Below are 19,356 nucleotides of genomic sequence, written 5' to 3' on the forward strand. Positions count from 1 at the left end.
GGCGCCGACCCCGCCCGCCCCCGCGACCCGGGCCCCCCAACGGGCCTTGTCGATCTCCTACAGATCATGAGCGTGGATCCTGTCGCCGGTCGTGCCCGGCTGACCAGCGGGTAACCCGGTTCCATGGCAGCATGAGCGGTTCGCGCATTGTGGCACTCGGGCACTACCAGCCCCCCAAGGTCCTCAGCAACGACGACCTGGCGGCGCTCGTCGACACCGACGACGAGTGGATCCGAAGCCGGGTGGGCATCCGTACCCGGCACATCGCCGAGGGCGAGACCCTGGTCGACCTCGCCGCCGAGGCCGCGCAGAAGGCCCTCGCCAACAGCGGCCGGACGGCGGCGGAGATCGACCTCGTCGTGGTCGCCACCTGCACGGCCATCGAGCGCAGCCCCAACACCGCCGCCGCCGTGGCCGCCCGGCTGGGCGTGCGCGCGCCCGCCGCGTACGACATCAACACGGTCTGCTCCGGCTTCTCGTACGCCCTGGCCACCGCCGACCACGCCATCCGGGCCGGTGCGGCCCGCCGCGCGCTGGTGATCGGCGCCGAGCGGATGTCCGACACGCTCGACTGGACCGACCGCTCCACCTGCGTGATCTTCGGCGACGGCGCGGGCGCCGCGGTGGTCGAGGCCCAGGAGGAGGGTGCCGAGCCCGGCATCGGGCCGGTGGTCTGGGGTTCCGAGCCGGAGAAGGGCGACGCCGTGGTGATCACCGGCTGGGACCCGGTGATCAGCCAGCAGGGCCAGTCGGTGTTCCGCTGGGCCACCACCCAGCTCGCCCCGCTGGCCCGCCAGGCCTGCGAGCGGGCCGGGATCGACCCGGCCGAGCTGAAGGGCTTCGTGCCGCACCAGGCCAACCTGCGGATCATCGACGCGATCGCCGGCAAGCTGGGCCTCGCCGACGCGGTGGTGGCACGGGACGTGGTCGACTCCGGCAACACCTCGGCCGCCTCCATCCCGCTGGCCTTCTCCAAGCTGGTCGAGCGCGGCGAACTCTCGCCCGGCGACCCGGTCCTGCTCTTCGGCTTCGGCGGCGGCCTCGCCTACGCCGGCCAGGTCGTCCGCTGTCCGTGATTCGCCCGCTCGCCCCCGGGGCGCTCTGACCCGGTGCCGACGGTCGGCGCTCCAAGGCCCTCGTCCCTCGGGCCTCCTCGCTTCTCCCTTTCGGCACCGGCGCGCCCCTTCGGCTCGGGGCGGTGATTCGCCCGCTCGCCTCCGGGGCGCTCTGACCCGGTGCCGACGGTCGGCGCTCCGAGGCCCCTCTCCCGAGGGGACGCCGGGTCGGTTCGTCCGCTCCCGTCGGTCCGGAGGCGCGCTGGGGCGGGGAAAAATCGGCCTGAACGACGCATGCCGGTGGGCGGGCACCCGTGTGAGGGTGCCCGCCCACCGGCATGTCTGGCGCGCGTGCGGTACGTCGGCGGACCTCCCCCGAGGACACGGCCGCCGTCCGTCGTTCCCCGGACAGGAGGCCGGGGCTGCGCGCGGAGCGGATGGTGGGTCGGCTGGTCGCTACTTGGGCGGCTTCTTGCCGGTGACGCCCAGGTACACCAGGGGAGCGAGGTTGGGCTTGAGGTCCTTGACCTTGACGCCCCAGGAGGTGAAGGCCTTCTGGTGCTCGGCCGCCGAAGCGAGCAGCGAGACCAGGGCCCCGGCCACGGCGTTCGGGTCGAGCGACTTGTCCGCCTGACCCTTCGCCTGGAGTTCCTTGACGGCTTCCGCGAGTGGCTTGGCGACCGCGTTGAGGACCGTCATGCGGATCTTGAAGAACCGCTTGTCCCCTTCGGCGGCACCGAGCGTGACCACTCGGAGAATGGCGTCGTTCTTGCGCCAGAAGGCGAGGAATCCGTCGACCAGTTCTTCCGAAGTGGTCGGTCCGGACTTCCCTGCCCAGGACTTTCCGGCCACCAGCTCTTTGAGGGTGTCGGCGTCCTTGGCCATTTCCTCGGCGATTTCGAGGACGGCGCCCTCGACATCCGGGAAGTACTGGTAGAAGGTCGCGGGGGAGGTACCCGCCATACGGGCGACGTCGATGACCTTGACGTCCCGATACGGCGACGTGCTGAGCATCTCGCGGAGGCAGTCGAGCAGCTTCTGCCGCGTCTCCTGTCCGCGTCGCCCGGCGACGCGACCGTCGACGGTGCGAACTTGTCCTGTCATGCCGTCAGCTTACCGTGGCACGATCTTGGCGCGATTCGGTGATGCGACTATTACTCCGCACGGGGGTTGCTATAGCGGCATCAACCACTTCGGACGGATATTCACCGCGCTCCGAAGCCCTTGTTGAAGCCCCCCCGTGTGCTTTTGATCTCACAGCGTGACGGCGAGTCCGCTGAGGGATGGTCGAGTGACAGAGCGTGACGACTGACGGTGGGGCCGCATCGGTCCCGAAGTGGACGGTCCGGAGGCTCGGGTGCAAGTCGCAGCCGGAGGCGGCGTCAGGATCCGGCCGTTCCGTCCGGGCTGACCGGGGGGCGCCCGGCGGTGCTCTCCGGGCGGGGGAGGTTGGAGATGCGCCGGGCGGCATTGGAGAATCGGGTCCGGCACCCCGCGGCGGGTGCGGACAACGGGGAGGTGGCAGCGGAGTGGACCAGCTGACGGCGCACGATCCGAGGCGGATCGGGCCCTTCGAGGTGCTGGGGCGGCTCGGCGCGGGCGGGATGGGCCTGGTCTACCTGGCGCGGTCCGCGTCCGGGCGACGGGTGGCCATCAAGACCGTCCGGGGGGAGCTGGCCGAGGACGAGCTGTTCCGCGTCCGCTTCGCCCGGGAGATCGCGGCCGCCAAGACGGTCGGCGGCTTCTACACGGCGGCGGTGGTGGACGCGGACGCGGACGCCCGGGTGCCCTGGCTGGCCACCGCGTACATCCCGGCGCCCTCGCTGGAGGACCTGGTCGAGGAGTGCGGCCCGCTGCCGGTGGACGCCACCCGCTGGCTGGTCGCCGGCATCGCGGAGGCCCTGCAGTCCATCCACGCGGCCGGGCTGATCCACCGGGACCTCAAGCCCTCCAACGTCCTGGTGGTCGAGGACGGCCCGAAGGTGATCGACTTCGGCATCGCGGCCGGGGTCTCCAGCACCCGGCTCACCATGACCAACGTCGCGGTCGGCACCCCCGCCTACATGTCCCCCGAGCAGGCCCGGGACAGCCGTACCGTCCGGGGCGCCAGCGACGTCTTCTCGCTCGGCTCGCTGATGGTCTTCTGCGCCACCGGACACCCGCCGTACCGGGGCTCCAACCCGGTCGAGACGGTGTTCCAGCTGCTGCGCGAGGAGCCGGACCTGACCGGCATGCCGCCGGAGCTGATGGACCTGGTGCGGGCCTGCATGCAGCAGGCGCCCGAGCGCCGGCCCACCCCGGCGCAGATCCAGGCCGAGCTGGCCCCGCACCTGTTCTCCCGGGACGACGCCGCCGGCGAGGTCGGGGACTGGCTGCCGACCAACGCGCTGGAGCTGATCGAGCGCAAGCGGGGCCGTCGTCAGACCGCGCCGCCGCCCCGTCCGCCCCAGGGCCCGGCCGAGCCGCCGCGGCAGCCCCCGCACGCGTACCCGCCGCCGCACCCGCAGGTCCCGCCGCAGGCCGGCCCCGCCGACCCGCGCACCAACCCGGGCCGGCACGCGCAGCCGCCGGCCGGTCCGGTGCACGCCGGGCCGCCGCCGGGCCAGGCCTCGGACGCCGAGATCCCGACCGCGAAGATCGCCTCCCCGAACCGGCACCGCGCGCCGAGCGGTGGCGGCGCCGTGGAGGTGCAGCTGTCCGGCGCCTCGGTGCGGATAGGCCCGGGGCCGCGGGCCGAGCACGAGCAGTCGGGCCCGAACACCGCCCCGGCCGCGACCGACTGGGTCCGCCGGGCGGCCGCCACCCCGCCGCCCCCGCCCGTTCCGGCCGCCCGCTGGCGCCCCTGGCGGTTCCGGATGTCCAACGACGTCTGGGGCACCCCGGTGGTCGCCGACGGCACGCTCTTCGTCTCCAGCTTCGAGGTGCACGCGCTGGACATCGGCTCCGGCGAGCGCCGCTACAAGACCCGGGACGTCGCCTGGGCGCTCGCGGTGGACGCGGGCCGGGTGCACGCCGCGGACGGCCCGCACCTGTACACCGTGGACGCCGCGGACGGCACCGAGCGCTGGCGCACCTCGCTGGACGGCTGGGTGTACTCGCTGTCCGCCGCCGACGGCGTGCTCTGCTGCGGCGTCAGGGGCGGCGGCGTCCAGCTCCGCTCGGCGGCCAACGGCGCCGAGCTGTGGCGCGCCGACGACGCCCAGCAGGACTACGAGAACCCCCAGTCCGGCCCGGTCCTGGTGGGCGGCGCCGCCTACTACTACGGCGCCGGGCGGCTGCGCTGCGTGGATCCGCGCGGCGCGGGCCTGCGCTGGTCCTTCCCGGTCGGCGAGGACGTGCCCTCGCACCCGGTCGAGCGCGGCGGCGTGCTGTACGTGACGGCCGGCACCCGGGTGTACGCGCTGGACGCGGCCAGCGGGGCCGAGCGCTGGCGCTTCGAGGCCCCGGTGGTGCTCTTCACCCCGCCCGCCCTGGACGCCGACGCGGTCTACGTGGCCGACTACCTGGGCACGGTCTACGCGCTGGACGCGGCCACCGGCCGGGACCGCTGGCGCGGGGTCACCGGCAGCCGCCAGGGCGCCGAGCCGGTGGTGGTCGGGGACGGCATGGTGCTGGTCGGCAGCGGCGAGGTGCTGTACGCCTTCGAGGCGGCGACCGGCCGGGAGCGCTGGCGCTACACCGCCCGCGGCGAGATCGTCGGCTCCCCGGCGGTGGCCGACGGGCTGGTGCACCTGGGCAGCCGGGACCACTCGCTGCACACCCTCGACCTGGCGAGCGGTCAGCTGCGCTGGGAACTCGGCACCAAGGGCGAGCTCACCGGCTCGCCGGTGGCGGTCGGCGGGCGGGTCTTCGTCGGCTCCAAGGACCGCTGCGTGTACGCGCTGGACGCCTTCTACGGCACGGCGGTGCCCGCCCGCTGAGCCGGGGCCGGTCGGCGGCGGGGGCCACCGGCCCCCGCCGCCACCGGTACGTCGGCCCCGGGGGCCGTCAGGCCTTGCGGGCCTCCGGGTGGCGGCTGCACCAGCCGTCCCACGCGGAGGAGACCATCTCCGTCACGCCGTGACGGGCCTTCCAGCCCAGCTCGCGGTGGATCAGGTCGGCGGAGGCCACCACCCGGGCCGGGTCGCCGGGGCGGCGCGGCGTCACCTCGGCGGTGGTGTCGTAGCCGGTGACCTCGCCGATCACGGCCAGCATCTCCTGGACGCTGACGCCCTCGCCGCGGCCGATGTTGAGCACCAGCGAGGTGGCCCCGGCGGGGTCGGCGGCCAGCCGCGCGGCGGCGGCGACGTGGGCCGAGGCGATGTCGGAGACGTGGATGAAGTCGCGCACGCAGGTGCCGTCCGGCGTCGGGTAGTCGTCGCCGAAGATCCGCGGGGCCTCACCGGCGGTGAGCCGCTCGAAGACCATCGGGATCAGGTTGAACACCCCGGCGTCGGAGAGCTCGGGGGAGGCGGCACCGGCCACGTTGAAGTAGCGCAGCGCCACGGTGGACATGCCGTGGGCCTTGCCGGCCGCGGCGACCAGCCACTCGCCGGCCAGCTTGGTCTCGCCGTACGGGCTCATCGGGGCGCAGGGGGTGGACTCGGTGACCAGGTCGACGTCCGGCATGCCGTAGACGGCGGCGGAGGAGGAGAACAGGAAGCGCTTGACCCCGCCCTCGGCGGCGGCCTCCAGGACGGTCTGCAGGCCGATCATGTTCTCGCGGTAGTACAGGAACGGCTGTTCGACCGACTCGCCGACCTGCTTCTTGGCGGCGAAGTGCAGGACGCCCCGGACGTCGTGCTCGCGGATCGCGGCGTCCAGCACGGCGCGGTCCAGGGTGGAGCCCTCGACCAGGGCGACACCGGCCGGGAGGCGGGACGCGTCGCCGGTGCTCAGGTCGTCCAGGACGACGACGCGCTCACCGGCGTCGAGCAGCTGGCGGACGACGTGCCCGCCGATGTATCCGGCACCGCCGGTGATCAACCAAGTCATGCGGCGAATCCTAGGTGGGCCCCCCGGTGCCGGTTTCGGTGGGCCTTCCGGGCGAGTCCGGCCAGCGAACCGGACAAAACGGTGAAATGCTGACAAAGATTTCCGTGCTCTCATGCCCCGCGCCCTCGGCGTGGTGACGAATCGGAGGCAGCGAAGGTGAGCCGTAAGAAGGAACACACCCGCCCTGCCCCGGCCGGCCCCCGGCCGACCGGACCGAAGGCGGCGCACACCCGGCTGCCGGCGGCGGGTGCGGCCGCCGTGGCCGCCGCGGTGGCGCTGGCCGGGTGCAGCAGCGGCTCCTCCTCCACCTCCTCCTCCCCGTCCTCGGCCGCGTCCGGCGCCTCGACCGGCTCCACCGCCAAGCAGGCCTCCCCGGCGCCCTCGCAGAGCGGGAACCAGCTGCAGGACGCCTACCAGAAGGTGATCGCCGACGTGCTGCCCTCGGTGGTGCAGATCACCACCGGCGACAGCCTCGGCTCGGGGATCGTCTACGACGACAAGGGCGACATCGTCACCAACGCCCACGTGGTCGGCTCCGCGACCGGCTTCACCGTCCTGCTCGCCAACAGCACCAAGGCGCTGGACGCCAGCCTGGTCGGCAGCTACCCCGACTCCGACCTCGCGGTGATCCGGCTGACCAACCCGCCGAGCGCGCTCAAGCCCGCGGTCTTCGGTGACTCCGGCAAGGTCGAGCTCGGTCAGATCACCCTCGCCATGGGCAGTCCGCTCGGGCTCTCCAGCAGCGTCACCCAGGGGATCGTCTCGGCCACCGGGCGGACCGTCTCCGAGCCCCAGGGCGGTGGCTCGCCGGGCGCCACCATCGGCAACATGGTGCAGACCTCGGCCGCGATCAACCCGGGCAACAGCGGCGGCGCGCTGGTCAACCTGGACAGCCAGGTGATCGGCATCAACACGCTCGCCGCCACCGAGCCCCAGACCAACGGCGCGGCCGCCCCGGGCATCGGGTTCGCCATCCCGGCGTCCACCATCACCAACATCGCCGACCAGCTGATCAAGCAGGGCAAGGTCACCAACTCCGGCCGGGCCGCGCTCGGCATCACCGCCAGGACCGCCTTCGACCAGCAGTTCCAGCCGGCCGGCGCGGTGATCGTGTCGGTCACCCCCGGTGGCGCCGCCGCCTCGGCGGGGCTGCAGACCGGGGACGTCATCACCAAGCTCGGCGACACCCCGGTCGACTCGCTGAACGCGCTCACCACCGCGCTCGCCTCGCTCACCCCCGGCAGCAAGGTCACCGTGACCTACACCCGGGACGGCAAGACGCAGACCGCCGACGTCACCCTCGGCCAGCTGGAAACCCCGTAACCCCGGTACGGCGCCACCGGGCCGCACACCGCGCAAGGGTTCCGCGGGCCGATCGCCGTACCGGACCGGCGCCGGGCCCCCGTCACTGCCTCGACGGGGGCCCGGCGCCGTGTACGGGGGCGGCCGCGTCGGGGGCTCAGCGGCGGCCGCCGTGGGTGCGCCAGGGCAGCTCGACGGTCACGGTGGTCGGGCCGCCCTCCGGGCTCTCCACCAGGAAGACCCCGTCCACCGCCCGGATCCGCTCCGCGAGCCCGGCCAGGCCGCTGCCCGGGTAGGGGGCCGCGCCTCCCTTGCCGTCGTCCTGGACCAGCACCATCAGCTGGTGGTCGGAGCGCCAGACGTCGACCGAGGCGGTGCGGGCGCCGGCGTGCTTGGAGACATTGGTCAGCAGCTCGCTGACGGTGAAGTAGGCGATCCCCTCGACCGCCGAGTCCGGGCGCTCGGGCTCGCCGTCCCCGTCGGTCAGGTCGACGTTCACCCTGACCCCGCCGGGGACGGTGCAGCGGGCCGCGACCGCGGACAGCGCGGCGTCCAGGCCCCGGTCGGTGAGCACCGCCGGGTGGATGCCGCGGGCCAGGTCGCGCAGCTCCTGCAGGGCCAGCTTCACCTCGCCGTGCGCGTTGTCGACCATCTTCGCGGCGACCGCCACGTCCTCCTCGGACTCCACCTCGCGCAGTCGCTCCTTGGCCATGCCGAGGTCCATCGCCAGCGCGACCAGCCGGGCCTGGGCGCCGTCGTGCAGGTCGCGCTCGATCCGGCGCAGGTCGGCGGCGGCCGTGTCGACGACGGTGCCGCGGTCGTCCTCCAGCTCGCGCACCCGCTCGGCCAGGGCGCCGGGGAAGAGCAGCGACTCGATCAGGATCCGGTCGGTCGCGGCCATCCCGCGGATCACCCAGGGCAGCACCGGCCACATCACCACGATCGCGACCAGGGTCAGGGTGAAGCTGAGGATGCCCCAGGGCAGCATCAGCACGTTGTAGAGCGCGGTGCGCCAGTTCAGCAGGTCGGTGACCTGGGCGATGGTGAAGCCGACCACGCCCGGGCGGCGCGGGCGCACCGGCTCGGGTTCGTCGATCGCGGAGCCGTACGCCGTCCGCGCCCGGCGGCGGCCCAGTGCGCCCAGGGTGCGCTGGGCGGCCAGTCCGACCGCCAGCAGCGGCAGGCCGACCACGGTGACGGCCAGCCCCAGGCCGACCGAGAGCGTCAGGACGGCGAGGACGAAGCCGGCGATGCCCAGCGGCAGGTTCAGCAGCAGCTGCCCGGCCTGGCGCCACATCCGCGCGCCGTACAGCGGGGGGCGCTCCATCCGGGCGTCCTGCTCCTTGATGGCGTCCACGGCGCGGCGGTGCAGCGGCTTCATCCGGATCTACCGTCCCTCTTGATCGTGCGGCTGGACCAAGCTTCCCGAACCGGGGGCGGTGGATGCCATGGGGGTGATACATCTTCCCGGCCGGGGGTTATCCCCACCCCCCGTCCCGGCCGCCGGGTGTTCACCGGGGTGTCCACGGGCCGTCTTGCGGAGCGGGCAGGGTTCGGGCGGACCGGAGCCGTCCCCTTAGACTCACGCATTGGCCATGGTTGTGATCGTGATCATGACCGTGGTTAGGTCCGTGCGAGGAAACGTCGTAGAACTGCCTTGAGGGGCGGGTTCACGACCGAGGTGGAGGCGAAGGACATGGAGGGGCAGCACGCGGCTGCCGTCGTGGCCGACCCCGCGGTCGGCAGCGGCTACTTCGACGCGTACGCCGCGATGGGCCTGCTGGCCGTCGTCGGGGTGCTCTTCGTCACCGTGGCGTTCACCGCCAACCGGCTGCTGCGGCCGGTGGTCCACTCGCCCGAGAAGCTCCTCGCCTACGAGTGCGGCGTGGACCCGGTGGGCGAGGACTGGGCGCACACCCAGATCCGCTACTACGTGTACGCCTTCCTGTACGTGATCTTCGCGGTCGACGCGATCTACCTGTTCCCGTGGGCGACCGTCTTCGCCACCGCCGGGTACGGCGCCGGAACGCTGATCGAGATGTTCCTCTTCATCGGCTTCCTCGCGGTCGGGCTGCTCTACGCCTGGAAGAAGGGCGTTCTGGAATGGACGTGACGCACTCCCACTCGCACGGCGCCCAGGGCGGCCCCGTCCCGCTCGGCCTGCCGGACCCGGCACGCCCCGGCGCCGCCGTCGAGCGCCGCGGCATCGGCCCGCTGGCCCGGCTCGCGCCGGACCCGGTCAAGGTGGTCCTCAACTGGGGCCGCCGCTACAGCCTCTGGTGCTTCAACTTCGGCCTGGCCTGCTGCGCGATCGAGTTCATCGCCGCGTCCATGGCCAAGCACGACTTCATCCGGATGGGCGTCATCCCGTTCGCGCCCGGTCCCCGTCAGGCGGACCTGATGATCGTCTCGGGGACGGTCACCGACAAGATGGCGCCCGCCGTCAAGCGCCTGTACGAGCAGATGCCGGAGCCGAAGTACGTCATCTCCTTCGGCGCCTGCTCCAACTCGGGCGGCCCCTACTGGGACTCGTACTCGGTCACCAAGGGCGTGGACCAGATCATTCCGGTCGACGTCTACGTGCCCGGCTGCCCGCCCCGGCCCGAGGCGCTCCTCCAGGGCATCCTCAAGCTGCAGGAGAAGATCGCCGAGGAGTCCCTGCCCGGCCGCTACACCGCGCCCGCGGCGGCGCTGCGCCGACCGCTGGTGGCGGGGCCCTCGGACCAGGGAGGGGTCTCGTGAGCGAGTACAGCGAGCGAACTGTCGAGCGGCTCACGGCCGAGCAGTACGCGGCGTCGGTCGGGGAGTGGGCGACCGGCGCCGAGGCGTACGGGTTGATCACCGTCGACGTCCCGGCCGCGAACTGGATCGAGGCGCTCACCAACGCCCGGGACGTCCTCGGCCTGGCCTACTTCGACTGGCTGAGCGCCGTCGACGAGCTCGCCGAGGGCTTCTCGGTGGTCGCGCACCTGGCCGCCGTCGACGCGCCGGGCGTGCGGCACCTCGCGCTGCGCACCCGGGTGCCGCGGGACGGGGCGGCGCTGCCGACCGCCGTCCCGGTCTACGCCGGTGCCGCCTGGCACGAGCGCGAGACGCACGAGATGTTCGGCATCGACTTCCCCGGGCACCCCTACCTGGCCACCCTGCTGCTGCCGGACGGCTTCGAGGGGCACCCGCTGCGCAAGGAGTTCGTGCTCGCGGCCCGGGTCGCCAAGGACTGGCCGGGCGCCAAGGAGCCGGGCGAGTCGGACCACGGCGGCGGGCCGGCCCGGCGCAAGATGCAGCCGGCCGGTGTGCCGGACCCGAACGAGTGGGGGCCGCTCAAGGGCACCCTGCCGCCGGTCGCCGAGCGGCCCGCGCGCGGTGCGCGGGCGGCGGGCGCGGCGGCGCGCACGCCCCGGGCGGCTGCGGCCGCTGCGGGGGCGGGTGCCGATGCTGCCGGTGCTGCCGGTTCGGCCGGCGAGGGCGCGCCCGTGCGGGCGGACCGGCCGCGGCGGACGCGCTCGGTGTCGGAGGGGTCGGCGAGCCAGGCGGCTCCCGACGCCGCCGCCCCCGAGGCCGCCGCGGGCAGCGGGGAGGCGCCCGCGGTGCGGGCGGACCGGCCGCGGCGGACCAGGTCGGTCTCCGACGGGTCGGTCAGCCAGACCGCCGACGAGCCGAGGACGCCCGAGCGTCCCGCTCCCGGGCGGCCCGCATCCTCCGACGCGCCCTGGCACAACCCGGTACCGGCCCACGACGACAAGCCGTCGGGCGACGAGCCCTCGGTCGAGAAGCCCTCGGCTGAGAAGCCGTCGACCGAGAAGCCGTCGGGCGACGAGCCGTCGGGTGACCGGGCGTCGGCCGACGCGCCCTCGGGCGGCGAGCCCGCGGCCGGGCCGGGCGGGCCCGAGCAGAAGGACGAGACGGCGGCCGCCCCGGCCGACCGGGACGGAGACGGCGCGTGAACCTGCTCGACACGGTGCTGCGCTGCGTCGCGACCCTCGTCGTCTTCCTGGTCTTCCCGCTGGTCATCGGCCAGACCGAGCACAAGGTCATGGCGCACATGCAGGGCCGGCTCGGCCCGATGTACGCGGGTGGCTTCCACGGCTGGGCGCAGCTCGTCGCGGACGGCGTGAAGTTCGCGCAGAAGGAGGACATCGTCCCGGCCGGGGCGGACCGCCGGATCTTCCAGCTGGCGCCCGCCGTCTCGCTGCTGCCGTACCTGTTCGTGCTGCTGGCGATCCCGGTCGGCCCGAACGGCTTCGTCGGCCAGGCGGTCGACGCCGGACTGTTCTTCGTGCTGGCCGTGATGGGCGTCGGCGTGATCGGCAAGCTGATGGCCGGCTGGGCCTCGGCGAACAAGTTCTCGCTGCTCGGCGGTCTGCGGACGGCCGCCCAGCTGATGTCCTACGAGCTGCCGATGGTGCTGGCGGCGGCCTCGGTGGCGATGGCCGCCGGCACGCTCTCGCTGCCCGGGATCGTGGACTCCTGGCAGTGGTACTGGCTGCCCTGGCAGATCATCGGCGCGTTCGTGTTCTTCACGGCCGGTCTGGCCGAGCTGCAGCGCCCGCCGTTCGACATGCCGGTGGCCGACTCGGAGATCATCTTCGGCGCGTACACCGAGTACACCGGTCTGCGGTTCGCGCTGTTCCTGCTGTCCGAGTACGTCGGCATCCTGGTGGTGTCCGCGCTGACCGCGGTGCTCTTCCTGGGCGGCTGGCACGGGCCGATGGCGGACCAGCTCGGCTGGCTCTGGATGATCCTCAAGACCTTCGCGCTGGCCTTCGTGGTCATCTGGCTGCGGGTCACCTACCCGCGGCTGCGCGAGGACCAGCTGATGCGCTTCGCGTGGACGGTGCTGATCCCGCTCGCCCTGGTCCAGCTGGCCCTCACCGGCATCATCAAGGTGGCGATCTCATGAGTTTTCCCGGTGCCGGCCTCGCGAAGGGCCTGGCCGTGACGCTGCGGACGATGACGAAGAAGACCGTCACCGCGCAGTACCCCGACGTGCAGCCGGTGCTGCCGCCGCGTTCGCGCGGCGTCATCGCGCTGCTGGAGGAGAACTGCACGGTGTGCATGCTCTGTGCGCGCGAGTGCCCGGACTGGTGCATCTACATCGACTCCCACAAGGAGACGCTTCCCGCCGCCGAGCCGAACGCCCGGGCCCGCACCCGCAACGTGCTGGACCGGTTCGCCATCGACTTCTCGCTCTGCATGTACTGCGGGATCTGCATCGAGGTGTGCCCCTTCGACGCGCTGTTCTGGTCGCCGGAGTTCGAGTACGCCGAGACGGACATCCACGAGCTGACCCACGAGCGGGAGAAGCTCCGCGAGTGGATGTGGACCGTCCCGGCGCCGCCGGCGCTGGACCCGGCGGCCGAGGAGCCCAAGGAGATCGCCACCGCGCGCAAGGCCGCGGACAAACTGGCCGCGGCCGCCGCCGCGGCCCTGGAGGAGAAGGGTGACGACGCATGAGTCTCGGCGGCACGCTTCTCGCGGCGACCGGTTCGTTGGAGCCGGCCGCCCGTTCGTTCCTGTCCCCGACCGGCCAGGAGATCGTCTTCCTGCTGGTCGGCATCGCCGTGCTCGGCTCGGCCGTCGTCGCCGTCACCACCAAGCAGCTGGTGCACGCCGCGCTCTGGCTGGTGGTCGCGCTCGGCGGGCTGGCGGTGGAGTTCCTGCTGCTCACGGCCGAGTTCATCGCCTGGGTGCAGGTGCTGATCTACCTCGGCTCGGTGGTCGTCCTGGTGCTGTTCGGGCTGATGCTCACCAAGGCGCCGATCGGCCGCTCCCCGGACGCCGACTCCAAGAACCGCTGGGTGGCCCTGGTCGTGGCGCTGGCCTCGGCCGGGACCCTGGTCACGCTGGTGGTCGACGCCTTCCGGAGCTCCTGGATCGACCTCGGTGCGGGTGGCGGCTCCGCCTCCGTCACCGGGGCCGGCCTGTTCCGGAACTGGGTGCTGCCCTTCGAGGCGCTGTCCGTCCTGCTGCTGGCGGCGCTGGTCGGTGCGATCGTGCTGTCGCGCGGGGACAAGCGGCGGGTGCCGGCGCCCCGGGCGGGCCGGCTGCGGGCCGGGCGGCCGGTCGGGTCGAACGGGACCGTCGCCGCGACCGCGCCGAAGCAGGCCGCGCCGAAGCAGGACGCGCCGAAGCCGGACGCGCCGAAGCCGGACGCGCCGAAGCCGGACGCGCCGAAGCCGGACGCGCCGAAGCCGGACGCGCCCAAGCCGGACGCGCCGGGCTCGGGCGTTCCGGGCGTGGGCACGGAGAGCTCGGCCGGGCCGGGCTCCGCCGAGCCGGAGGAGAAGAGCTGATGCACCTCGCCTACCCCGTCGTCCTCGCCGTGCTGCTGTTCAGCGTCGGCGTGTACGGCGTGCTCGCCCGGCGCAACGCCGTCCTGGTGCTGATGTCGGTCGAGCTGATGCTCAACGCCGTCAACCTGAACCTGGTCGCCTTCGACGCCTGGCTGCGCGACTCGCTGCACGCCGGACAGGCGCTCACCCTGTTCACCATCACCGTCGCCGCCGCCGAGATCGGCCTGGGGCTCGCCATCGTCCTGCTGCTCTTCCGGGCCCGGGGCACCGCGGACATCGACCGGGCCACCGCGCTCGGCGACCCGGCCGAGACGCTCGCCACCGAGGAGGCGCCGGCCGGAGCCGAGGCGCTGAAGGGCCAGGCCGCCGCATGAACCTCGCCCTGCCCGCACTCGTCCCCGCGCTGCCCGCGCTCGGCGCGGCCGCGACCCTGGCCACCGGCAAGAAGGCACCCGGGCTGGCCCGGCCACTGGCGATCGTGCCGGTCGCCGTCTCGGCCGTGCTCGCCCTGGTGGTCGCCCTCCAGCTCGGCACCGGCCGGACCCTCGACGCGGCCACCCGGCTCACCCCGACCGGCGGACCGGACATCGCGCTCGCCCTCCACCTGGACGGCTTCAGCTCGCTGATCTCGGTGCTGGTCGGGCTGGTCGCCACCTGCGTCCAGGTCTACTCGACCGCCTACCTGAAGAAGGACCCGCGCTACCCCTCGTACGCCGCGCTGGTCTCGCTGTTCACCGCGGCGATGTTCCTGGTGGTCTACTCGGGCGACCTGATCGTGCTGCTGGTCGGCTGGGAGGTCATGGGCCTCTGCTCGTACTTCCTGATCGGCCACCACTGGGAGAGCGCGGACGCCCGCTCGGCCTCGCTCAAGGCCTTCCTGGTCACCAAGCTCGGCGACGTGCCGTTCCTGTTCGGGATCTTCCTGCTGGGCGCGGACGCCGGCAGCTTCCGGATCCCGGACGTGCTGGCCGCCGCGGGCGAGGGCCGGCTCGGCCACCCGACGCTGATCGCACTGCTGCTGCTCGCCGGGGTCGCCGGCAAGAGCGCGCAGTTCCCGCTGCACACCTGGCTCCCGGACGCGATGGCCGGCCCGACGCCGGTGTCCGCCCTGATCCACGCCGCCACCATGGTCGCGGCCGGCATCTACCTGGTCGCCCGGCTGCTGCCGGTGTTCCTGCTGTCGGGGGCGGCGTTGGTCGTGCTCGCGGTGATGGCCGCGGTGACGATGATCGGCTCGGCGCTGTGCGCGCTCGCCCAGGACGACCTCAAACGGGTCCTCGCCTACTCGACCGTCGGCCAGCTCGGCTACATGGCCGGCGCCCTGGCCAGCGGCGACCGAGAGGCCTCCGTCTTCCACCTGGTCAGCCACGGTGCGTTCAAGGCGCTGCTGTTCCTGGCCGCCGGTGTGGTGATCCACGCCGCGCACACCAACTCGATCTCCGCGATGTCCCGGATCCCGGGGCTGCGCGGGCGCGTCCCGGACGCCTACTGGACGATGGGCATCGCGCTCGTCGCCCTGGTCGGGCTGCCGCCGTTCTCCGGCTTCTTCAGCAAGGAGGCGGTGCTCTCCGCGGCCGAGCACGCCGCCAACGGCGAGGCGCTCACCAACGGGCTCGGCCCGGCCTCGGCGGTGCCGCAGGCTGCCGGGTGGATCGTGCTGATCTCCGCCGCGCTCACCGCGCTGCTCACCGCCGCGTACGCGACCAGGCTCTTCCTGGTGGCGTTCCACAGCCCGGCCGGCGCCGCCGCGGCCGCACCGCAGGTGCTGCCCGCCGCCGACCGGGCCACCGTGGTGGCCGACCACGAGGCGGACGCGCCGTACTCGCCCGAGCTCGACGAGGCCGACCCGGGCAGCGCCGAGCCGCCCGCGATGCGCTGGCCGCTCTGGGTGCTGGCCGTTCCGACCATGGGCTTCGGCGTCGCCGGCCTGCGCTCGGACTGGCTGCCCGCGCTGCTGGACGGCGGCACGCTGCGGCCCTCCGGGGTCACCGCCGTCACCGGCACCGGGCTCGCCGTGGTCGGCGTGCTCGCCGCGTACGGCGCCTGGCGCTCGGCGACCGCCCGGCTGGGCACCGGCAGGCCGGCCCCGGCCGCCGCCGGCCGGGTGCCCGAGCAGGCCGGGGCCCCGGCCGCCGAGGTCATCGTCGCCGACCCCGGGCGCACCCTGCTCGGCCCGCTGTTCGGCCCGGCCCGGCACGGGTTCGGCGTCGACCGGCTGTACCGGGCACTGTTCGTCCAGCCGGTGCTGGGCGCCGCCCGACTGGTCCGCTTCCTCGACCGCGAGGTCGTCGAGGGCTACGTGCAGGGCAGCGGCATCGGTGCCAACCTGCTCGGCCGGGCCGTCCGGCTCGCCCAGACCGGCAACGCGCAGACCTACCTCAGCGCCCTGCTGGCCGGCGTCGTCCTGCTGGCCGTCCTGGTGGCGGTGTAGCCGGTGCCGTCCTCCACTCCCGCCCCCTCGACCGCCGCAGCACCTAGGAGCCCCCGATGAACGCGGTCCTCATCGCCCTCCTGGTGCTGCCACTGCTCGGCGCCGCGCTCACCCTGGCGCCGGTGTTCGGTCCTGACCGGGCCGTCGCCGACCGGCGGGCCCTGCGGCTGAACTCCGTCGTCACCGGCGCGGTCCTGCTGCTCACCGTCGCCCTCGCGGCCGGCTTCGACCACGACGAACCCGCCCGGATGCAGGCCACCACCGACGTGTCCTGGATCCCGGCCCTGCACGTGCGCCTCCACCTCGGCGTGGACGGCATCTCGCTGCCGCTGGTCGTGCTGACCGCGCTGCTCACCTTCCTCTGCGCGCTGTACTCGGAGAAGCGGCTGCCGAACGGGGACGGCGTGCCCTCCGCGCAGGCCTTCGTCGGGCTGTTCCTCCTCCTCGAAGTCGGCATGCTCGCCACCTTCGCGGTGCTGGACCTCCTGCTCTTCTTCCTGGCCTTCGAGATCGTGCTGATCCCGATGTACTTCCTGATCGCCCGCTGGGGCAGCGACGCGAAGGCTCCGGCCGCCAACCGGTTCATCCTCTACACGCTGCTTGGCTCGGCCGTGATGCTGCTCGGCTTCCTGCTGATCGGCAGCAAGGCCGGCACCTTCGACATGCAGGCCCTGGCCGCCGCGCACGGCAGCGGCCTGAGCCACACCACCCAGGTGATCGCCGCGCTGGCGATCCTGGTCGGACTCGCGGTCAAGGCCCCCGCCTGGCCGCTGCACAGCTGGCTCCCCGACGCGCACACCGCCGCCCCGACGGTGGGCTCGGTGCTGCTCGCCGGCGTGCTGCTGAAGATGGGGACGTACGGTCTGGTCCGCGTCCTCCTCCCGGTCGTGCCGGAGGGCACCACCACGCTCGCGCCCTACCTGGGCGCCTTCGCGGCCGTCGGCATCGTCTACGGATCGCTGGCCTGCCTGGCGCTGGCGCGCCCAGGCGCCAAGGGCGACCTCAAGCGCCTGATCGCGTACTCCTCCGTCGGCCACATGGGCTTCGTGCTGCTCGGCATCGCCTCCCTCACCCCGGTGGGCGTCAACGGCGCGCTGTTCGCCAACATCGCCCACGGTCTGATCACCGGTCTGCTGTTCTTCGTCGTCGGCGCGCTCAAGGACCGCTACGGCACGGCGGACCTGGACACCCTCTCCGGGGCCACCGGCGCCGCCCTGTACGGCCGGGCGCCGCGACTCGGCGCGCTGCTCGCCTTCGCCGCCGTCGCCAGCCTGGGCCTGCCCGGCCTGGCAGGCTTCTGGGGCGAGCTGCTCGCCATGTTCGGCGCCTTCGACCCGGCGGGCGGCCTGTCGCGCCCCGCCTTCGTCACCTACATGGTCCTGGCCGGACTCGGCACCCTCCTCACCGCCGCGTACCTGCTGATCATGGTCAAGCGCGTCTGCATGGGTGACCCCGAGCAGCCCGCGCCGGTGGCCGAGGTGGCCGACGTGCGCCCGTACGAGGCCGTCAGCTGGACGCCGCTGGCCGCGCTCACCCTGCTCGCCGGCCTCTGGCCCGCGCTGCTGCTCGGCCTCTCGAACCCCGCCGTCAAGCACCTCCTCGGGGGTGGCTGACCGTGCTCGCCGCCCAGACCGCCGCACTCGGACCTCACTCCACGGGGCAGCACACTGTGACCTCCCTCGCCGTAGCCAATCCGGGCAGCCTGATCCAGTCCGTGGACTGGGTGGCGATCGCGCCCCCGCTGATCGCCGCCGTGGCCGCCCTCGCCGTCCTGGTCACGGACCTGTTCCTGCCCGAGCGGCACAAGAAGTGGCTCGGCCGCATCACCGCGGCCGGACTCGCCCTCGCCCTCATCGCGCTCCTCCCCCTCACCGGCGGCTCACCCCGAGCGACCTTCTGTGTGCGGAACGTAACAGGCGCCACTGACACTCCGTCGATCAGCGGCTGCTCGTACGTCGCCGACCACTTCGCGCTGGTGTTCCAGCTGCTCGCCCTCGGCGGTGCGCTGATCGCGGCGCTGCTGTCGGCCCACACGGTCGAGGACGAGAAGCTCCCGCGCGGCGAGTACTGGTTCCTGCTGCTCTCCAGCGCCACCGGCGCCGCCCTGCTGCCCGCCTCCCGCGACCTCGCCACCCTGGTGATCGCCCTGGAGGTCGCCTCGCTGCCCGCCTTCGCCCTGGTCGCGCTGCGCCGGGACGGCCGGGGCGCCGAGGCCGCGCTCAAGTTCTTCGTCTCCTCGGTCACCGCGACGGCCGTGATGCTGCTCGGCATCGGCTTCGTCTACGCGGCCGGCGGCAGCCTGCACCTGGGCGCCGTCGCCCAGGGGCTGGAGCACGCCCCCGGACAGCTCAAGCCGCTGGCCGAGGCGGGTGCGGTGCTGACCCTGGTCGGCTTCGCGTTCAAGGTCGCCGCCGTCCCCTTCCACTTCTGGGTGCCCGACACCTACACCGGCGCCCCGCTGCCGGTGGCCGGCTACCTCTCGGTGGTCGGAAAGGCGGCCGGCCTCGCCGGACTGGCGCTCGCCACCACCATCGCCTTCCGGCCGTACGCGCACACCTGGGGCCTGGCGCTCGCGGTGCTGGCCGCCGTCACCATGACGGTCGGCAACGTCGGCGCGCTGCGGCAGCGCTTCGACACCCGGTACAGCGCGGTGCGGCTGCTCGCCTGGTCCTCGGTCGGCCAGGCCGGGTACCTGCTGGTGCCGCTCGCCGCGGCCGGCTACGCGCCCACCGGGGCCGACGCCCTCGGCGCCACCGCCGCGTACGCGCTGATCTACGGCGTGGTGAACCTCGGTGCCTTCGCGGTGGTCGCGGCGGTCGGCCGGCGGGCCGGGACCAGCGTGGACGACTTCCGCGGCCTGTTCGCCCGCCGCCGCTGGACGGCGCTGGCGCTCGCCTTCTTCCTGCTCTGCCTGGCCGGACTGCCGCCGGGCGTGATCGGCCTCTTCGGCAAGGTCGTGGTGTTCCGCGCGGCGGTCGACGCCGGGCTGGGCTGGCTGGCCGTGGTGATGGCCGTCAACGTGGTCGTCGCCCTGTACTACTACCTGCTCTGGACGGCCCGGCTGTTCGCCCCGGGCGCCGGGGAGCCGGCGGGCGCCGCGACCGTGACCGCGGCCGAGCGCCGACTGCCGGTGAGCCTCACCGCGACGCTGGGCCTCACCGCCGCGGTGGCGGTGGTCCTCTCGGTCGCGCCGCAGCTGGTGCTGCAGGTCGCGGGCGGTTCGCTGTTCTGAGCCGGGGCCGCTGGTCCGAACCGGCGCCGCTCCGCCGGGGCGGTACCCGTACCGGTCGGTGGTGCGGCG

Annotated in this window: 16 protein-coding genes; 13 read left to right on the forward strand and 3 right to left on the reverse strand. The window is 73.6% G+C overall.

Features of this window, described 5'->3' with window-relative positions:
- The first annotated feature begins 131 nt into the window (after window positions 1-131).
- Window positions 132-1,076 carry a beta-ketoacyl-ACP synthase III gene (locus ACIRD3_RS25690; RefSeq protein WP_402220930.1) on the forward strand — a complete coding sequence of 315 codons (945 nt, stop codon included), beginning with the start codon at window positions 132-134 and terminating at the stop codon, window positions 1,074-1,076.
- A 435-nt stretch (window positions 1,077-1,511) separates the two neighbouring features.
- Here ACIRD3_RS25690 and ACIRD3_RS25695 read toward each other — a convergent pair whose 3' ends face one another.
- The gene (locus ACIRD3_RS25695) at window positions 1,512-2,159 is read right to left on the reverse strand and encodes a TetR family transcriptional regulator (RefSeq protein WP_030055725.1); all 648 of its coding nucleotides are present in this window, start codon (window positions 2,157-2,159) and stop codon (window positions 1,512-1,514) included.
- A gap of 425 nt (window positions 2,160-2,584) precedes the next feature.
- Here ACIRD3_RS25695 and ACIRD3_RS25700 point away from each other — a divergent pair, with 425 nt between their 5' ends.
- Window positions 2,585-4,975, forward strand: coding sequence for a PQQ-binding-like beta-propeller repeat protein (locus tag ACIRD3_RS25700; RefSeq protein WP_402220933.1), 2,391 nt, complete (start codon window positions 2,585-2,587; stop codon window positions 4,973-4,975).
- Between the two features lie 67 nt (window positions 4,976-5,042).
- On the opposite strand, the gene galE is transcribed toward ACIRD3_RS25700, so the two are convergent.
- Window positions 5,043-6,029, reverse strand: coding sequence for a UDP-glucose 4-epimerase GalE (gene galE, locus ACIRD3_RS25705; protein WP_402220936.1), 987 nt, complete (start codon window positions 6,027-6,029; stop codon window positions 5,043-5,045).
- Between the two features lie 234 nt (window positions 6,030-6,263).
- Here galE and ACIRD3_RS25710 point away from each other — a divergent pair, with 234 nt between their 5' ends.
- Window positions 6,264-7,352, forward strand: coding sequence for a S1C family serine protease (locus ACIRD3_RS25710; RefSeq protein ID WP_402221262.1), 1,089 nt, complete (start codon window positions 6,264-6,266; stop codon window positions 7,350-7,352).
- Between the two features lie 136 nt (window positions 7,353-7,488).
- On the opposite strand, the gene ACIRD3_RS25715 is transcribed toward ACIRD3_RS25710, so the two are convergent.
- The gene (locus tag ACIRD3_RS25715; protein WP_402220938.1) at window positions 7,489-8,712 is read right to left on the reverse strand and encodes a sensor histidine kinase; all 1,224 of its coding nucleotides are present in this window, start codon (window positions 8,710-8,712) and stop codon (window positions 7,489-7,491) included.
- A 315-nt stretch (window positions 8,713-9,027) separates the two neighbouring features.
- On the opposite strand from ACIRD3_RS25715, the gene ACIRD3_RS25720 reads away from it, so the two are divergent.
- Genes ACIRD3_RS25720 through ACIRD3_RS25765 form a run of 10 tightly spaced genes read left to right on the forward strand, consistent with a single transcriptional unit; the run spans window position 9,028 to window position 19,287 of the window.
- Window positions 9,028-9,444, forward strand: coding sequence for an NADH-quinone oxidoreductase subunit A (locus tag ACIRD3_RS25720; RefSeq protein WP_402220941.1), 417 nt, complete (start codon window positions 9,028-9,030; stop codon window positions 9,442-9,444).
- Complete coding sequence (locus ACIRD3_RS25725; protein WP_402220944.1) at window positions 9,435-10,073, forward strand: NADH-quinone oxidoreductase subunit B; 639 nt, start codon at window positions 9,435-9,437, stop codon at window positions 10,071-10,073. The genes ACIRD3_RS25720 and ACIRD3_RS25725 overlap by 10 nt, the downstream gene beginning before the upstream one ends.
- Window positions 10,070-11,275, forward strand: a complete 1,206-nt coding sequence (locus tag ACIRD3_RS25730; protein ID WP_402220946.1) for an NADH-quinone oxidoreductase subunit C — start codon at window positions 10,070-10,072, stop codon at window positions 11,273-11,275. Before ACIRD3_RS25725 ends, ACIRD3_RS25730 begins: the two co-directional genes overlap by 4 nt.
- Complete coding sequence (gene nuoH, locus ACIRD3_RS25735) at window positions 11,272-12,231, forward strand: NADH-quinone oxidoreductase subunit NuoH (protein WP_402220948.1); 960 nt, start codon at window positions 11,272-11,274, stop codon at window positions 12,229-12,231. The genes ACIRD3_RS25730 and nuoH overlap by 4 nt, the downstream gene beginning before the upstream one ends.
- A complete protein-coding gene (locus ACIRD3_RS25740) occupies window positions 12,228-12,785 on the forward strand; it encodes a NuoI/complex I 23 kDa subunit family protein (RefSeq protein ID WP_402220950.1) in 558 nt (185 codons plus the stop codon). The genes nuoH and ACIRD3_RS25740 overlap by 4 nt, the downstream gene beginning before the upstream one ends.
- Complete coding sequence (locus tag ACIRD3_RS25745; RefSeq protein ID WP_402220953.1) at window positions 12,782-13,624, forward strand: NADH-quinone oxidoreductase subunit J; 843 nt, start codon at window positions 12,782-12,784, stop codon at window positions 13,622-13,624. Before ACIRD3_RS25740 ends, ACIRD3_RS25745 begins: the two co-directional genes overlap by 4 nt.
- Complete coding sequence (gene nuoK / locus ACIRD3_RS25750) at window positions 13,624-13,998, forward strand: NADH-quinone oxidoreductase subunit NuoK (protein ID WP_402220955.1); 375 nt, start codon at window positions 13,624-13,626, stop codon at window positions 13,996-13,998. Before ACIRD3_RS25745 ends, nuoK begins: the two co-directional genes overlap by 1 nt.
- A complete protein-coding gene (locus ACIRD3_RS25755; RefSeq protein WP_402220957.1) occupies window positions 13,995-16,055 on the forward strand; it encodes an NADH-quinone oxidoreductase subunit L in 2,061 nt (686 codons plus the stop codon). The genes nuoK and ACIRD3_RS25755 overlap by 4 nt, the downstream gene beginning before the upstream one ends.
- Before the next feature lie 56 nt (window positions 16,056-16,111).
- On the forward strand, window positions 16,112-17,668 hold the full coding sequence (locus ACIRD3_RS25760; protein WP_402220960.1) for a NuoM family protein: 1,557 nt from the start codon (window positions 16,112-16,114) through the stop codon (window positions 17,666-17,668).
- 56 nt (window positions 17,669-17,724) lie between these two features.
- Window positions 17,725-19,287: an NADH-quinone oxidoreductase subunit N gene (locus ACIRD3_RS25765; protein WP_402220963.1), complete on the forward strand. Its 1,563-nt coding sequence runs from the start codon at window positions 17,725-17,727 to the stop codon at window positions 19,285-19,287.
- The last annotated feature ends 69 nt before the right edge of the window (window positions 19,288-19,356 follow it).

Source organism: Kitasatospora sp. NPDC093550 (genome assembly GCF_044764985.1).
Taxonomy (GTDB): Bacteria; Actinomycetota; Actinomycetes; order Streptomycetales; family Streptomycetaceae; genus Kitasatospora.